The 16,667-nt window shown below is 36.6% G+C and carries 13 protein-coding genes and 2 pseudogenes; 9 read left to right on the top strand and 6 right to left on the bottom strand.

All coding sequences use genetic code 11. The annotated features are described in order from the left end of the window. Positions 1-36 precede the first annotated feature (36 nt). From QWY91_RS18610 to QWY91_RS18630, 5 genes are all read right to left on the bottom strand, one after another. Entirely contained in the window at positions 37-3,168 is a 3,132-nt protein-coding gene (locus QWY91_RS18610; protein ID WP_290236999.1) for an efflux RND transporter permease subunit, read from the bottom strand. 7 nt (positions 3,169-3,175) lie between these two features. Next, complete coding sequence (locus QWY91_RS18615; RefSeq protein WP_290237000.1) at positions 3,176-4,240, bottom strand: efflux RND transporter periplasmic adaptor subunit; 1,065 nt, start codon at positions 4,238-4,240, stop codon at positions 3,176-3,178. Positions 4,241-4,247: 7 nt separating this feature from the next. Further along, positions 4,248-5,597 (bottom strand): TolC family protein, encoded by a 1,350-nt coding sequence (locus QWY91_RS18620; protein WP_290237001.1) that lies wholly within the window; start codon positions 5,595-5,597, stop codon positions 4,248-4,250. A gap of 119 nt (positions 5,598-5,716) precedes the next feature. Next, complete coding sequence (locus QWY91_RS18625) at positions 5,717-6,322, bottom strand: TetR/AcrR family transcriptional regulator (protein ID WP_290237002.1); 606 nt, start codon at positions 6,320-6,322, stop codon at positions 5,717-5,719. Positions 6,323-7,831: 1,509 nt separating this feature from the next. Next, the gene (locus QWY91_RS18630) at positions 7,832-8,131 is read right to left on the bottom strand and encodes an Lrp/AsnC family transcriptional regulator (protein ID WP_290237003.1); all 300 of its coding nucleotides are present in this window, start codon (positions 8,129-8,131) and stop codon (positions 7,832-7,834) included. Between the two features lie 6 nt (positions 8,132-8,137). On the opposite strand from QWY91_RS18630, the pseudogene QWY91_RS18635 reads away from it, so the two are divergent. The 8 genes and pseudogenes from QWY91_RS18635 to QWY91_RS18670 form a co-directional block, all read left to right on the top strand. Further along, a pseudogene (locus QWY91_RS18635) lies at positions 8,138-8,397 on the top strand (methionine synthase); the annotation flags it as partial. Between the two features lie 353 nt (positions 8,398-8,750). Continuing rightward, positions 8,751-9,263, top strand: coding sequence for a c-type cytochrome (locus tag QWY91_RS18640; protein WP_290237004.1), 513 nt, complete (start codon positions 8,751-8,753; stop codon positions 9,261-9,263). A 109-nt stretch (positions 9,264-9,372) separates the two neighbouring features. Next, complete coding sequence (gene nosZ, locus QWY91_RS18645; RefSeq protein ID WP_290237005.1) at positions 9,373-11,340, top strand: Sec-dependent nitrous-oxide reductase; 1,968 nt, start codon at positions 9,373-9,375, stop codon at positions 11,338-11,340. A gap of 75 nt (positions 11,341-11,415) precedes the next feature. After that, on the top strand, positions 11,416-12,021 hold the full coding sequence (locus QWY91_RS18650) for a hypothetical protein (RefSeq protein WP_290237006.1): 606 nt from the start codon (positions 11,416-11,418) through the stop codon (positions 12,019-12,021). A gap of 5 nt (positions 12,022-12,026) precedes the next feature. Further along, positions 12,027-12,437, top strand: coding sequence for a nitrous oxide reductase accessory protein NosL (locus tag QWY91_RS18655; RefSeq protein WP_290237007.1), 411 nt, complete (start codon positions 12,027-12,029; stop codon positions 12,435-12,437). After that, complete coding sequence (locus QWY91_RS18660) at positions 12,430-13,698, top strand: nitrous oxide reductase family maturation protein NosD (protein WP_290237008.1); 1,269 nt, start codon at positions 12,430-12,432, stop codon at positions 13,696-13,698. Before QWY91_RS18655 ends, QWY91_RS18660 begins: the two co-directional genes overlap by 8 nt. Next, positions 13,695-14,402, top strand: coding sequence for an ABC transporter ATP-binding protein (locus QWY91_RS18665; RefSeq protein WP_290237009.1), 708 nt, complete (start codon positions 13,695-13,697; stop codon positions 14,400-14,402). Before QWY91_RS18660 ends, QWY91_RS18665 begins: the two co-directional genes overlap by 4 nt. Then, the gene (locus tag QWY91_RS18670; RefSeq protein ID WP_249601816.1) at positions 14,395-15,177 is read left to right on the top strand and encodes an ABC transporter permease; all 783 of its coding nucleotides are present in this window, start codon (positions 14,395-14,397) and stop codon (positions 15,175-15,177) included. Before QWY91_RS18665 ends, QWY91_RS18670 begins: the two co-directional genes overlap by 8 nt. 107 nt (positions 15,178-15,284) lie before the next feature. Here the strand turns inward: QWY91_RS18670 and QWY91_RS18675 are convergent. After that, positions 15,285-15,511: pseudogene (locus QWY91_RS18675) on the bottom strand (IS3-like element ISLbl1 family transposase); the annotation flags it as partial. A gap of 406 nt (positions 15,512-15,917) precedes the next feature. Here QWY91_RS18675 and ric point away from each other — a divergent pair. Continuing rightward, positions 15,918-16,646 carry an iron-sulfur cluster repair di-iron protein gene (ric, locus tag QWY91_RS18680; protein ID WP_290237010.1) on the top strand — a complete coding sequence of 243 codons (729 nt, stop codon included), beginning with the start codon at positions 15,918-15,920 and terminating at the stop codon, positions 16,644-16,646. Positions 16,647-16,667 lie beyond the last annotated feature (21 nt).

The raw sequence follows: 16,667 nt of genomic DNA on the forward strand, positions 1-16,667 counted from the left end.
GTTTCGTTTTTTTCTTTAAGCCGTGTGGGCATTCCCTTAATTTTTCGAGGTGACCAAATTATTGATGGCCTCCGCATTGTGGTTTTTTCCTTTGAATTTTAGAGCCAGCTTATCAAAAGCAGCATAAACTACCGGTACAACAATCAGGGTGAGCAGCAGTGAACTGATAAGTCCGCCAATGATTACCCAGGCCAATCCATTGTTCAATTCAGCACCGGCACCACTGGCCAGGGCAATAGGAATCATCCCAATCACCATTGCGATGGTCGTCATTAGAATAGGGCGTAAGCGGGCGTGATTGGCATTCACCAGGGCCGTAAAAGTATCTTGCCCTTCGGCTTTCTGATGATTGGTGAAATCGACCAGAAGAATCGCATTTTTTGCCACTAATCCAATAAGCATAATGATTCCCAAAATGGTAAATATGTTCAGTGCATTATTGGTAAGCGCCAAGGCCCAAAGAGCGCCAATAAAGGAAAGGGGAATGGAAAATAGCACTACCAATGGGTAGAGATAACTGTCATATAACACCACCAAAATAAGATAGACCAGTATAATAGCGGCTAATAAAGCAACGAGTAAGGTTCCGAAGCTATCCGCCTGGTTTTCCATATCGCCACCCCAGATATAACTTACGCCATTTTCTCGTGGAATCTTGGCAAAAGCTTCTTCCCAATTGGCGGCAATATCGCCGGAAGGTCTTCCTGCCGCTTGTGCAGAAATAGTCACTGCGGCACTTTTGTCCCGACGTTCCAAAAAACTAGGCCCAGTACCTTCCGTAATAGTCGAAAATTGTGATAATTTCACCCTTTTGCCTTCAGCATTCACAAAAGAAATATCGCGCACATCCTGAATAGACAACCGATGCCCTGCATTGTATTTAATGTTGATGTCATACTCATAAGCACCGGAACGAAATTTCCCATCGGTGTTGCCGTTAAAAGCGGTTTGCATAGCCATTCCCACATCCTGTAATCCAATCCCTAAAGCCGCCATTTTATCCCGGTCTATGGAAACCTGTACTTCAGGATTCCCTTTTTCTGCACTGCTTTTTATTTGGGTAGCCCCTGAAACTTTGGCTAAAGAATCCAGCGCTTTTTTAGAAAATTCCAAGGCATCTGTATAATTGGGAGCAGTAATGGTCAGGGATATCGGGGCGTCATCAGCGCCTCCTACAATACTTACCGTAGCGGTTTTAATTTTCACCCCCACCAGGGCTTGTTGTAATTCCCGTTTCACCTGGGCGGCAAATACGGTGGTTTTATCTTTCCGCTTGGCTTTATCGACTAAGGCTACCGTAATTTCAGATTTAAAAGGATTTTCCTGAGTGCCCACAGTTCCGTCACTACTTTGCCCCACAGTAGTGACTAAGCGGTTAACTTCAGGATGTTGACTCAGTATTTTTTCCGCTTTTTGAGTAGCCAGATTCGTGGTTTCCAAAGAGGCATCTTTGTTGAGTTCCAATTGTACCACAAACTGTCCGCGATCTACCGGAGGAAGGAATTCCCCACCGATAAATCCCATTACCAAAAGCGAACACGAACCTATAAATAATACCATCACAATGAGGGTGGTTTTTCCTTTGTGAACCAACGACCATTTTAATAAACCACTTACAAAATGGGTGAATTTATCCAGTCCTTTTTCAAAGCTTAAAATGATTCTTTCAAAGAAATTTTTACCCGTGATTTTTCCTAGTTTCCCAAACCGGGAAGAAAGCCAGGGAACAATGGTAAAGGAAGAAAGTAAGGAAAATAAGGTTGCCAGGATAACGGTAACACAAAACTGGGAAATTAAATCGGAAACCAAGCCGGTACTCATTGCGATAGGAAGAAATACCACCACAATTACCAGGGTAATTGCAGAAACGGTAAATCCGATTTCTATCATCCCGTCATAAGCGGCCTGAACCCGGTTTTTCCCCATTTCCATATGGCGGTAAATGTTTTCCAGTACCACAATGGCATCATCTACCAAAATACCCACCACCAGTGAAAGGCCTAATAAACTCATCAGGTTGAGCGTATATCCCAAGAGGTACATCCCGATAAACGTAGCGATAAGCGATGCGGGAATAGAAACCATTACAATAAAAGCATTACGTATGGTATGCAAGAAAAACAGCATTACCACGGCGACCAATACCACTGCTAATATTAAATCGTGCATTACCGCATCAGAAGCTTGTAAGGTAAATTCACTGCTGTCATCTACAACGGGCAATTTTACCTGATTGCCGGCATACTGCGCCTCCATTTCTTGTAAACTGCGGTGAATGGCTTCGCTCACTTCTACAGCATTGGCATCTGACTGTTTCATCACCTGCATTATAATGGCATCTTTGCCATTAACACGGGCAATTTTATTGACCTCTTTTTGGGTATCCCTTACTTCAGCGATATCGCGTACCCGAACCTGAATTCCATCGGTGGAGCTCACCACCAAATTGCGTAGCTCCTCCACATTTTCATACTTACCTGATAAACGGATGAGCACCCGATTGTGCCGTGTCTTTAAATTTCCGGTAGGATAATCAATATTAGAGCTTAAAATAATGCTGACCACCTGGGGCAAGGTCAGATTGAAACCTTTTACTTTTTCAGGATCAATATTTACCTGTATTTCCCTTTCAGAACCTCCAATTACAGTGACCTGGCCTACGCCTTTGGTGCTGGAAAGCACTGGTTTTATCTTTTTATCCAGTAAATCGTAGAATTCGGTTTCTTCCATATTGGCAGTAGCACCAATGGTGATAATGGGCAAATCGCTAAGCGAAAATTTACTAAGCGAAGGCGGATCTACATCTTCCGGTAAGTCTTTTTCAATCGCATTTATTTTACGCTGCGCATCATTTAAAGATTCATTCTCATCGGCATCCGAAGTCAGGGTCAAACTTACGGTGGAAAGCCCTTCGAAAGATTTCGATTCTATTTTTTTGACATTTTCTACCGAAGAGATGGCATCTTCGATTTTCTTGGTCACCGAATTTTCCACTTCGCTGGAAGAAGCTCCGGGATATGGAGTGGAAATAGTAATTAAATTGAGGCTGAATTTTGGTAACAATTCATAGCCCAACCTACTGTAGCTATAAAGTCCACCTAAAATAAGAATGGTGAAAAGAACCACTACAATCGTGGGACGTTTGATAGGTATTGCTGCTAATTTCATATCTTTTTTATTGAATAATTTGTATAGCAGATTGATCTTCTAAATTGATCTGTCCGCTGGTTACGATCACATCCCCAAGCTGTAAACCGTCAAGAATTTCTACCTGATTATTGAAGTTTTTTCCTGTTCGTACTTTTTGCAGGTGAACTTTGTTATTCTTTACCACAAAAACCTCACTTTCGCCCAAACCTTCCGTAAAGGCATTGCGGGAAATAACGCTGATTGGTTGTAATTCTTCGGAAGAGAAATTGAAAATGGCCGTGGCGTACATTCCGGCTTTTAAAGGATGATTTTGGCTGTTTTGTAAGGTGATTTCTACCGGAAAATTAAGGGAACCATCTGCTTTTGCGGCCACAAAAGATACGCTGCCGGTAAATGTGGTATCGGGATAAACGTTTAATTGAATCTGCGTTTCCTGACCTGCACGAATATTAGAAACCTGTAGTTCTGGGACGCTTACCCGAAGTTTTAAAGTAGTGATATCTACAATTTCAAAAAGGGATGTACCCGTATTTACAACAGCTCCCGTTTCTACGAATTTTTTATTGATCACACCATTTATCGAAGCTTTAATGCGGGTATCCTCAATATCCAAATTGGCATTTTCCAAACTTGATTTTGCGTTATCCAACTGCAATTTCATTTGTTCTAATTGCTCCTGGGTTACCCCGCCTGTTTTGTATGCCCGTTGATAACGTTCATAATTCTCTAAGGCATTTTCGTAATTGGCATTGGCATTCTGATAGGATACATTGGCCTGATCTTTTTTGAGATAGGCCAGGGTTTGGCCTTTGCGTACCTGATCGCCCTCTTTGACCATAATTTTTAAAATGGTGCCTGAAGTTTCTGGGGTGACGATGAGTTCCTGTTCCGGTTTAAAGGTTCCGTTACTACTATAGCTGAGTTGTGGGGTAATGCGTTTTACCGTATCGACCTTAACGCTAATGGCATCATTCTTTTGAGTAATCAAAGCGGTTTCCTGCTGATTTTGTGCTTTGTTGGAAAGAAGGAGGTAAATAGCCCCACCAAGGACTATGGCGCCAATGATGATACTGTATATTATTTTTTTCATTTTCTGCTTATTTTAAGAGGGTTTGTAATTCGCCTTTTGATTTTAAATAGTCTAGTTGTGCCAGGCGATAATCGAGTACCGCCTTGTTATAATTATTTTGCGCTTCGATCAGGGAAGTTTCGGCATCCAGTACATCAGTTAGTGGAGCGAGTCCGTTCGTATAGTTGTTCTGAATATCTTCGACCACTTCTTTTGCCAGCACTACATTTTGCTGCTGATTTTCTATCGTAATCTCACTAGTTCTGATTTGATTTTTCGCGTTTTCGAAATCTGCCCGAAGCGATAGTTCTTTATCTTCTATGTCCAGTTGAATGGTTTCCACATCTAGTTGTGCCTGTCTTACCTTGGCGCGTGTTTTCAACCCTGAAAAAATGGGGATATGCAGGTTAAGGGTGATACTGGAATAATCTGTCCAGTACACCTGCTGGGTTTCATCCTTTCCGATGGGAAAGGTATCGCCTAAACCCTGGTAATGATATTGAGCGCTAAGACCAAGTGTAGGATAATTGGCCGCCTTGCTTTCCTGTAACGCATAGTTGCGTAATTCTTTCTCTTTCGTCAGCGATTGATAGGCGTTGAGTGAACTGACGTCAAAAGTTTCTTTTTCAATTTGAGGTAAGAGGGGAGAGGACTCTTCCGTTAAAGTAATCATCATCTCCATAGGTAAACCGGTTAAAAACTTAAGGGTGTTTTTACTGATTTGAATGGAATTCTGAAGTTCTTGTTGCTGCGCCTGAAGGTTAGACACTTTTACCTGAATACGCTTCACATCTATCCCTTTCGCCAGTCCGTTTTCAAATTGACTTGTAATGATTTGCTGAATCTTTACGGTATTTTGATACGTGGTATCTACCGCGGTCAGATTGGCTTGTAAAATGAGGGTGTGGTAATAGTGTGAAGCTACTTTTTCGATTAGATTTTCTTCGGTAAGTTGCTGATTGATCTGGTAAAACTCCCGGCTGGATCTTGCTGCTTTCAATCCGATAAAAACCGATTGATCAAATAATTTCTGAGTTAAATTAATTCCCCCATCGGCATTCCATTTTTGACCTAAAGGCGCCATTACTACGGTGCCGGGTTCTCCAAGAATTTCACCGGGTAAGGCGGTTTCCTGAAGAATAGGATTATTAATCAGGTTGCCATCCAATGCGATGGTAGGCAATATTTCCGCCCTTTTTTCCTGAATATGATAGTCGCTTTTGGAGATATCCAACGCTGCCTTTTTAGCATCCGCTTTATGTTCAAGTGCATAATTTAGTGCCTCTTTTAAAGATAGCTCCTTGGATTTCTGCGCATTCGCTTGTAGAAAAGTAAGGAGTACTCCGAAAAGGAGTAAAAGTTTTCTGTATTTTATCATTTTATTTATATTTAATCCGACTGTTCGGTATGTTTACAATTAAAAAATAATCATCCTTATGGAAGGTCATTATTCTATCGATTGAACCGACCATTCGGTATGTGTTATTATAAAATTTTTTAAGCTTTTACACTTTCGTAAAGACTGTCCCAGATTTCCTTTACCTCCTTAAAAAGTTTTTCAGAACTGCTTATCATTATCATATGCATTGCAATTCCATCACTACTATATACAAATTGCTTTGCTAAATTTTTAGGTGAAAACGTAGTTTTGATTTCTCCGGTAGTCATCGCATTGGTGATGACTTTTTCCCAGGCTTTCAATTCTTCCTGAATCCTGTTGGTCTGTTGTTCTTTAACTTCGGGTAATAAGCGAAGGGCATCAAATAGAATGTAATACATATTATTTGGGAAATCTCCCTCGAAAGTTTCCTTATACCAACTTTGCAATATGCTATCCCGCTCTTGAAGAATTTTCAGATTAGCCTGATAAAATGATTGTAAAGAATTGGAGGGTAAAGTATTGTAATCAAAATGAAGCATTTGACTGAAATAAACATCTATCACTTCTTTAAACACCTCTTCTTTACTACTGAAATAATGATAAAAAGCTCCTTTTGAAAACCCTGAACTTTTTACAATTTCTTTCATCGTCACTTCTTTAAAACCTTTTTGTAAAAAAAGTAGTAATGAGGTTTTTAATATTTGTCCTTTAGAGTCCTTCATAAAACCGAACGTTTGGTATGCAAATGTAGGAAAAATTTTTAATATCAACCAAAAGAAGTCATTTTAATATTTTATAGAGGTAGTTCTGTTGACCTATAAAGTATAAAAGCATAAGAAAACGTGTTCTATAATGGTAAATTCATTTTAGCTTTAATAATAATTTGAGGACTTAAAAGGATTTTTAAGAAAGGTATACTGAAATTATATTCTCCCAAGGGTAAAGAGGAAAAGTACCTTTAAAGAGCAAATAAATATACAATTGACAAACCATTGGAAGGAAAAAAAATAACTATATTTATAAAAATTTAAACCTGACGAAAGTAAATTTTTAAAACGGTTCACAATTCGGTTAACAATTGCAAGGTTAACTTTGATAAAGTCAATAAATACAAGGTTTTTCAGATGGGTTTGAATCCTGTCGCGATCACAAAAAGGGATGCTATTTTAGCATCCCTTTTTTTTAAAACCTTCTCTTTCGTTAGTAAATTCTTCAATTTTTATCTCAAAACTCCTATTTATTACTTTTTTTAGTATGGTTCGAACTTTTCAAAAGGATGAGCTCATGGTATTCGAACCAAAGTTTTTGTATCCTTTTAGTGGCATTTCTGTCTACTTTATGAACTCATTCACGGAGTAATTATTAAAGAGAATACTGTGAAGATGACTAATATGATGAACAACAAAACCTTATACAAAATAGCTTTTGGCCTGGCCCTGTTTACGATAGTTTATAATGTTGCAGAAGATTTAATTTCGACATATCTGGGATTTGAAGATGAAAGCCTTGCACTTTTGGTTTCGGATCCGATAGTTTTATCGAGATTATTTTAGGATTTGGAATAGCCCATATGAACGTAAGAATTCAGAATTATTCCCATAGCAAACTAGATAATTTCGAACGAACAGCATTAAGAATTATGGGGATTGCGTTTTATATTTTGGTTTTTTGGCTTGTCATTACCAGGATTTACAATATTTGAACAATGCATAAACCATTCACAATATTCTGGGGTGTAGTTATTTCAATAATTTCAATCCTAATGAGGTGGATTTTGGGGATGTGGAAAAGAAGCGTTGAATGAAAGACAACTTAATTTTGCACCGATTTTGGTCGATACGAATTGTATCGTGATCTGTGTATACATTTCCATAATCCTTTTTGTAAGCAGAGGTATTTATGAGTTGTTCGAGATTCCATACATTTACAGTAAAAGAACACTCAGCCTTTCCTATTTTGTTTTTAAAGAAGGTCGGGAATGTTTTGAAAAAGCAAAAAGTGACAAAGATTGCTGTTTTGACTGAATAAAATTCAACATCAATGATTGGAAACTATAAAATTATACGATTGTAGCAAACTACAATGAAACCATTCAATACAATAGACAAAGATGATACAGTATAAGAAACCTCATATTTGAAGTGTTTAATTATGCTCTTTACGTAAAACAAGATCTAATAGCTGATTCGTGAATGGTATTACAATTTAAAGTGGCACAGCACAGGCGTGTTTTACACCCTCAAATGTATTTTGGGCATTTCCAATGTTTTAATTGAACCTAAATCATTGAATACCAAATCTTGATAATGTTTTATATCCTTTACCATCACCTTTAATCTAAAATTATATTCCCCTGAAATATTATAACACTCACAGACATACTTGGAAGCCGTGATATCTATAACAAATTGATGGTCTATTTCTTTAGTATGCTCTTTTAGAGTAATATCGCAGAAAAAGATAAGTCCTTTTTCAACTTTTTCTGCTTCCACCAATGCCACGTATTTTTTGATTATTCCTTCCCTTTCCAAGCGTTTGATGCGGTGCCATTGGAATGTCATAACTCACACGTACCTATTGACTTAATTGAACTGTGCGCGAAAAAAAAGTTATGGTGGGCACAATTGATGTAGCAACGAATGCTATCGAAACCCCCGAAGAAGTGGCCGATACATTGCGTAAAGTTCTTGAGTTTGTAGATATCGAAAACCTTTATCCCTGTACCAACTGTGGTATGGCACCTTCGTTCAGAAACGTAGCTAGAGTGAAGTTAAGTGCTTTGAGTACAGAAGCTTAAATTATACGCAAAGAATTTGGGATTTAGTTCTAATGTATGAATTGATAAATAATTTAGGATCAACCAAAAAGTATAGAAAGAGGACATTGAAGAAGTTATTAGTAATATTAAGTAAAGTAGGTTTCGACAGTTTTCTGTTAATGATAGGCATGATGGTTCTACTGGCCTATTTTTACTCCAGCTTGGATTGGTTAAAGAACCTGTTTCGCTGGGGGAGATGGTCAGTACAGGCGTAGCATTGATTTTTTTGTTTTATAGCCTCTATTTAGCTGTTATTCCTTTATGACTCAAATCATAAAACAAAATTAACATATCCTTTAGTTTTACTATCAGATTTTAAAAACAGATTATTTATGAAATCAATTGTAAAAACTGGGTTGGGCGTTGTTTTAGCACTTTGTTTGGCAAGCTGCGGAAATTCAGATAAAAAAAAGGACGAAGACGGCATCCGTCTTAACGATTATGGTACTCCCGGGACCGAAAAAGTAGAAAAAAAATCTTCTGCCAAGGCTGAGGTCGACATGTCCAATAAGGGAGTTGGTCCCATAAAATCGGTATCAATTTCTTCTAATATCGATACTGAAATGGCCAAAACCGGCAGCGAGGTTTTTAGTAAAATGTGTACCGCTTGCCATAAAATGGATAAGAAATTTGTAGGTCCATCTTTAGGCGGAGTTACAGAACGCCGCTCGCCAGAATGGATTATGAACATGATCCTTAGCCCTGAAAAAATGATAAAAGAAGATCCTATTGCCAAGCAACTTATGGTAGAATCGAACATGGCAATGATGGCTGACCAAGGTCTTAATGAAGAGGAAGCACGAGCAATCTTAGAATACTTTAGAGAACACTATAAAGCTAATTAATTTTAGCCATTTTCAGCAATTATAATAATCCCCGTTTGGCCACTTCCATGGAGTAGCTAAAATTTACATACCTATTTCACTAATCAAACTATTTTAAAAATTAAACCTAATGAAAAGATATATTTCACTCACGATCTTGGGTATTATTGGGCTTATTTTACAATCCTGCGGCAACCAGGATTCGGCTTCAAAAAAATCTGGCGCTATTACTTCTAATGCGGCAGAACGTGTTTATGTAGCCCCGGGAGAACATGATGAATATTATGCATTTTTATCTGGGGGCTACAGCGGTAATTTAACCGTCTATGGTTTGCCTTCCGGAAGAATGCTTAAAGAAATTCCTGTTTTTTCGCAATTTCCTACCAATGGTTATGGCTATTCAGAAGAAACAGCACCTATGCTAAATACCTCATTTGGTATGGTGCCATGGGGAGATGCGCACCACCCTGATATTTCGCAAACGAATGGCGAGCTGGACGGGCGATGGATTTTTATAAATGAAAATAATACGCCAAGAATAGCCCGTATTAGCTTGGAAACTTTTGAAACTGAAGAAATCATTGAAATTCCGCATAGCGCTGGGAATCACTCTTCTGCTTATGTTACAGAAAATACGGAGTATATCGTTGCGGGTACCCGTTTTTCTATTCCTTACCCACAGGAAGATATGGCTATCGATAAAATGAAAGGCAATTTTAAAGGACCACTTACTTTTATTGCTATTAATGATGAAGGTAGGATGAATATCGATTTTCAATTGGATATGCCTGGTTTTAATTATGATCTTTCTCATCCCGGGCGTGGCGATTCTCATGGCTGGTTTTTCTTTACTACCTATAATACAGAAGAAGCGCACACCATGCAGGAAGTAAATGCTTCCCAAAACGATAAAGATTTTATTGCCGCGATTAACTGGAAGAAAATTCAGCAATACGTAAAAGATGGTGGTGGTGAAGAAATTGATGCGAAATATGCACACAATGTTTTCGATCATCATACGCAAACCGCAACCAGTACGATTGAAAAAAAGGTGCTGCGTGTAGATCCAAGAAAGGTAGAAGATGCAGTATTTTTTATGCCTACACCAAAATCTCCACACGGTTGTGATGTAGATCCTTCTGGCGAATATATTGTAGGTAACGGGAAACTATCAACAAATCTTACCGTACATTCTTTTTCTAAAATGCTAAAAGCTATAGAAAATAAAGATTTTGATGGTGATGCTTATGGTATTCCTATCCTTAATTTTGAATCGACTTTAGCAGGCACCGTTAAAGAGGGTGGTTTAGGACCTTTGCATACCGAGTTTGACGGGAAAGGAAATGCCTATACTACGTTTTTTATTTCTTCTGAAGTTGTAAAATGGAACCTTAAAACCTTTGAAGTATTAGATCGCCAACCCAGCTATTACAGTGTAGGGCATCTTATGATTCCCGGTGGGAATTCCAGAAAACCTTTTGGTAAATACATGATTTCTCTAAATAAAATCACAAAAGATCGCTATTTACCAACTGGCCCAGAATTAGAACATTCTGCACAATTATTTGATATTTCTGGGGATAAAATGGAACTACTTTTAGATTTTCCAACTCATGGAGAACCTCATTACGCCGCAGGTATCCCAGCTGAAATTATTAAATCGAAATCCAGAAAAATTTATCGCTTAGATGAAAACGAACACAAATATGCCGCAAAACAGGAATCTGAAACCAGGATGGAAAGGGATGGCAACGAAGTGCATATTTATTTAACTACCGTAAGAAGCCATTTTTCCCCAGATAACCTAGAGGGTATTAAAGTAGGGGATAAAGTATACTTTCATGTAACAAACTTAGAACAGGATTTTGATGTTCCGCACGGCTTTGCCATGATTGGAGCAAATACATCTGAACTTTTAATTATGCCGGGGCAAACAAAAACCATTATCTGGGAACCAAAACGAGAAGGTGTATGGCCGTTTTATTGTACCGATTTCTGCTCGGCACTTCATCAGGAAATGCAGGGTTATATAAGGGTTTCTGGTAAAAATGCCAATGTTCCATTAAAATGGACATTAGATGACGAAGAAATTAAGTAATCTAATTAGTTGAAATTTAGTTAGAGGGAAAAGCAGGCAAATTGCGGTTTGCCTGCTTTTTAAAAACTTTTACTCATGAAGCAATCAGGAATTTTAATGATTATTGGTTCTGCTTTATTACTTGGCCTCTTTGTATTTCCGCTTTGGAATATCCAACTTGAGGCACCACAGTATCCCGATCCTTTGGGAATGGATATTTACATAGGCGGAATTCAAGGAGAAGAAGAATTCGATATCCAGAATATAGACGGAGTGAACCATTATATCGGTATGAAAAAAATACCAACTCCATCTGAAATGTGGGAGTTCAACATATTTCCCATAGTGATTGGAATTATGGCAGCATTGGGGATTTTATTAGGTATTTTAGGATATTTAAAAAAAATAAATGTCAACTGGTTTTTAGGGTGGTTTATTTTAATGCTAGTGTTGGGAATATTAGGAATGATAGATTTTAATACCTGGCTTATCAATTATGGAACCAATCTAGATCCTAAAGCGATTCTTAAGTTAACCGATGCTCAGGGTAATCCTTTAAGTTACAAGCCACCCCTATTTGGATCCCAAAAAATACTGAATTTTACGGCACATTCTTATCCTCGTGGAGGAGCTTATTTTATGTTATTAGGGATGTTATGCGTTTTAATCTCGTGGTGGACCGGTAAACGTGTAAAAAACTGAAACTGATGAAAAAGCTATTTTTTATAAGCATTTTACTGATTTTGGCCGCTTGTAATACCAAACCGCAGGCTATTAATTATGGTAACGATCATTGCGATTTTTGTGAAATGACGATTGTAGACCAATCTTTTGCAAGCCAGGCAGTAACAGATAAAGGCAAACAATATAAATACGATGCCATAGAGTGCATGCTACAGGATCAATTACAAAATCAATATACAATCGCTACGAATCTAGTTTCAGATTATAAAAATCCTGGGGAAATGCTAAATGCTTATAAAGCGATGTTTGTAATAAACGACAGTATAAAATCACCAATGGGAGGTAACATTGCAGCATTTAAGGATAAAAGCAATAAAGCAGGGAAATTGTGGAGTTGGGATGAACTTCAGGAAAAATATAGCGACCATGATTAAACAATTACATCGTGTTTTTTTTTATCTGAAATCTAAATTTCTATGTGTTGCGCTTATTGTTTTTATGATTGAAAATAGTGCAGCACAAAAAATAATAGTTTGTGAAAACTGTGAAGTTAATAGTCTACAGGCAGCCATTCAACAAGCCGAAGCAAACGATACGATTTTCATAAAAAACGGAATTTATAAAGAACACGATGTTATTATTGATAAGGCTTTACATATCGTAGGCGAAAATTATCCGGTGATTGATGCTGAAATGGAGGGGATGGGTTTAAAAATTAAGACTGAGAATTTTTCTGTTGAAGCTTTGAAAATTATCAATGTAGGCACCAGTCATACTAAGGATTTTGCAGGCATTCTTGTTTCTGAAGGCAAAAAATTTGAATTGAAAAATAACATTTTGGATAATGTTTTTTTTGGAATTTTAATTGAAAGATCTTCAGAAGGAATTATTTCAGGGAATAGAATTGAAAGCAATTCAAAAGACCAGGCAACTTCTGGCAACGGTATACATATCTGGAAATCTGAAAATATACTTGTAAAAAATAATACGGTAAAAGGTTTAAGAGATGGTATTTATTTTGAATTTGTAGATAAATCGAAAATTATCAATAATACCTGTAAAAATAATTTACGGTATGGACTGCATTTTATGTTCTCGAATAATGATTTATATAAATCCAACGTTTTTGAAAATAATGGTGCCGGTGTAGCAGTAATGTATTCAAAATTTATTGATATGGAGCATAATCACTTCAGGAAAAACTGGGGTAGTGCTTCGTACGGACTTCTACTTAAAGAAATAACAGATTCAACTTTAAAAAACAATATTTTTGAAGATAATACCATTGCAATTAGTGCCGATAATACTAATCGCATAGATTTTCTGGAAAATGATTTCAGAAATAATGGTTATGCCGTAAGAATACGTGGTGCGGTTTACGATAATAAATTTAAGCGAAACAATTTCTTATACAACTCTTTTGATGTTGCTTACACCGGGAAACTTAATAATAATGAATTTCAGAACAATTATTGGAGTAATTATTCTGGTTACGATTTGGATAAAGATGGGATTGGTGATGTTCCTTTTAGGCCGGTAAGTTTATTCTCTTACGTGGTAAATAAAACTCCTGAAGCAATTATACTTTTAAGAAGTATGTTTATCGATTTGCTTAATTTTTCAGAAAAAGTCTCTCCTATTTTTACTCCGGCAGATCTTATCGATGCAGAACCTAAAATGAAAAAGATAGAATGATAACAATTACAAATCTTCATAAACAATTTGGGAATTTAAAGGTTTTAAATGGCTTAAACCTCCAGATTACCGAAGCCGGAATTATCGCTATCTTAGGCCCTAATGGTTCTGGAAAGACTACTTTAATAAAAAGCATTTTAGGGATGGTGTTGCCACAGCAGGGAGAAATAAAAGTAATTGATAGTAAAGTGCATAAACGCTATGGTTACCGACAAAAAATCGATTATTTACCGCAAATTGCTAATTTCCCTAGCAATTTAAAGGTGAAAGAACTTATCGAAATGGTAAAGGATCTTCGTGGCCAGTCCCCACGAGATAAGGAATTAATTCAACTTTTTAAGTTAGAACCTTATCTAGATAAAAAGCTTGGTAAGCTTTCTGGTGGGAGCCGGCAAAAAGTAAATTTAGTTTTATGCTTTATGTTTGATAGCCCTCTAATTATTCTGGATGAACCAACTTCTGGACTAGACCCTGTTTCACTTATCCGGTTAAGGGAGCTTATTCAGCAAGAAAAAGAAAAAGGGAAAACCATACTTATTACTTCCCATATTATGAGTTTTGTGGAAGAAATATCAGATAGAATTATTTTCTTACTGGAAGGTAAAATTTATTTTAAAGGCACGGTGAACGATTTAAAAACCGTAACCGGAGAGCCAAATTTTGAACATGCAATTGCCAAAATTTTAACCAGTAATCATGCTTAAAATATTAAAGTATAGCTTTTACGATTTATCCCGTAGCCGCTGGAGTTACGTATACTTCTTTTTCTATTTGCTTTTAGGAGTTGTATTACTTTTTTTAAATAACGATCTGTCTAATGCGGTAATTACCTTAATGAATGTTATCATTATTTTAGTACCGCTTATCAGTACCATTTTTGGGGTGATGTATTTTTACAATTCGCGCGAATTTACAGAACTTCTTTTAGCCTTACCAGTTAGTAGAAACAGCATATTTTTAGGACAGTATTTTGGTTTGGCCATATCCTTATCAACTAGCCTTATTTTGGGCCTTGGCCTACCTTTTATAGCTTATGGAGTGTTACAATCTGGTGCAATTTGGGATTTTGCCTCACTATTAATTTCAGGAGTATTTTTAAGTTTAATATTTACCGCATTGGCTTTAAATATCGCTTTATCCAACGAAAACAAGATAAAAGGTTTTGGGTTGGCGATTCTACTATGGTTGTTTATGGCTATAGTATATGACGGACTTTTTTTGGTGGCATTAGTTTATTTTCAGGATTATCCATTAGATAAGTTTTCTTTAATCACGATTATGCTTAATCCAATAGATCTTTCGCGTATTCTTATTTTGCTGAAGTTGGACATCTCGGCTTTATTAGGATATACCGGAGCTGTTTTTAAAGATTTTTTTGGAACAGCTTTAGGAACTATCATATCTTTTTCAGTATTAATTTGTTGGGTTATTTTACCGGTTTGGCGAATAAAATATATTTCTGAAAAAAAAGATTTTTAGCTAAACTACCTCAGATGGAAGTCTTATAAACCTTGAACAAACTAGTTGAAAATTTGGTGAATTTTTATATGAACTTGCAACAAAAAGCTGGACTTTAAGTTGAGTGACTATGTTGCTAGTTTTTGATGATGCATATCTATTTCAAATTCTTTAATGGTTCTGTTTCCTAAATAGGAATGGCTTCTTCTGATATTGTACCAGGTTTCTTTCCATTGAAATGAAAGATAGATAATTATGCCTTTGATCTAAGTTTATATTTATGCCAATATACCCAATCTACTTTTAGAGATTTAAAAAAGGATTCCGCTTCGGCATTGTTCCAGCAGTTTCCTTTTCCCTAATACTATTTTAATATACTTCTTTTAGATGTTTTAGAGTGAACTGAGCTGCTGACTCTAACTGCTCAGTAAGCTCTCAGTTATCTAATTGACCTATAATTTAATTTTTTAACTTCTGTGTTCAAGTCAATGGAAAATGAAATAATTTTCTCAGGAAGATTCGGGTATATCAGCAGTTTCATTATGAATTAAGGTGGAAGATAGTCATCTCTCCAGTGGGAACGGTTACAATTCTTTTACTGCTATGTTTACAGAATTTTTTTTGCTCTAAAAATATCCAAAATAACTTTTAGGCTATCTATCCTAAAATATTTTAGATTAAAAGAATTATTATGAGTTCACTCATAATTTAAAAGCCAGCAGTTCTTCAACTTTGTAACGTAGAATTTAAAAATCATCGTTATGAATATGTTACAAACAAAAACAGTAGGTCAAATGGTTACTCAAAATGTTAAAGCCGCACATGTTTTCAAAAAGTATAATATCGACTTTTGCTGTGGTGGCGGGATTAGCATCCAAAAAGCCTGTGATCGTGCTAATGTTTCTTTTGAAGATGTAGCACAAGATCTACAAAACCTTGATCATATTGAAGATCGTGCTACAGATTATAATAACTGGGAGTTGGATTTTTTAATCGATCATATTATCAATATCCATCATAGATATGTTGAAGAAAGTATCCCAATGTTAGTGCAATACGGTACAAAAGTAGCTAAAGTACACGGTGATGGCCATCCTGAATTGCTGGAAATCCAAGCGCTTTTTGCAATGGTCGCTACAGAGCTTAGCGGGCATTTACGAAAAGAAGAGCTCATTTTATTTCCTTTTATCAAAAAAATGCTTCAGTCCAAAACTGAGAATACCGAATTAGCCCATCCACAATTTGAGAAAGTAGATAATCCTATAAAAATGATGGAGGCTGAACACGAAGAAGCGGGCGAAATTTTAAGAAAAATTGCCAAGCTTAGTAATAACTATACACCACCTGAAGGTGCCTGCAATACCTATCGTGCTTTTTTCTCTAAATTAGATGAATTTGAACAGGATCTTCACCATCATATACATCTGGAAAATAATATTTTGTTTCCTAAAGCCCTTCAATTAGAAAAAACGATTCAGTATTCCGAATAATATAGCCTTTTTGGCTGGGTT

It is taken from the genome of Zunongwangia endophytica, assembly GCF_030409505.1.
Classification (GTDB): domain Bacteria; phylum Bacteroidota; class Bacteroidia; order Flavobacteriales; family Flavobacteriaceae; genus Zunongwangia; species Zunongwangia endophytica.